The sequence below is a fragment of the Actinomadura bangladeshensis genome, from assembly GCF_004348335.1.
Classification (GTDB): Bacteria; Actinomycetota; Actinomycetes; order Streptosporangiales; family Streptosporangiaceae; genus Spirillospora; species Spirillospora bangladeshensis.
Map to the genome: position 1 here is coordinate 1 of NZ_SMJW01000597.1, position 593 is coordinate 593.

At 68.3% G+C, this 593-nt stretch carries 1 protein-coding gene; it reads right to left on the bottom strand.

The window, feature by feature from the left end:
- Positions 1-535 (bottom strand): helix-turn-helix domain-containing protein (locus E1284_RS41065; RefSeq protein ID WP_131945485.1); only part of this gene is annotated, 535 nt, incomplete at its 3' end.
- Positions 536-593 lie beyond the last annotated feature (58 nt).

Consider the following 593-nt stretch of genomic DNA (forward strand, 5'->3'; position numbering starts at 1 on the left):
CCGCGAACCGGGTCGTGACCTCCTCTATGCGGTCCAGCTTGGTCTCGAAGTCGGGGTCGTTGGAGGTCTTCCAGGTGCGGGTCCGCTGAAAGGTGACCCTGTGGGCGTGCAGGATCTGCCGCAGCCGCTCACGCCCGATCTGGATCTTCCGGTCGCTGTGGTCGGCGAGGTGGTCGGCGAGTTTGCGGATGCTCCAGCAGGTGAACGGACGCCCGAGCTTGGCCGGGCGCGTTCGGGCCGTCTCGATGATGAACGCGATGTCATCATCGCTGATCAGGCGGGGACGGCCTCCCGCCCAGTCAGGGTCCAGGCAGGCCAGCCCCCGCTGGTTGAAGTCGTGGATCACGTCCCGGACGGTGTCCTCGTGCGCGGCGACCAGGCGGGCGATCGCCGGGGCCGGTGTGCCCGCCGACGACGCCTGGATGATCATCGCCCGGCGGACCCGGATCGACTCGTGTTTGCCCCGCCGGATGATCTGCTGCAGCCGGCGCCCCTCGTCCTGGGTCAACCGCCGTGCTCTGACTGGCTCTGCCACCAGCCCGCCCCTCTCTCGATAACGACCTGTCGTCATCGAGGGTGGAGCCGATCAACCT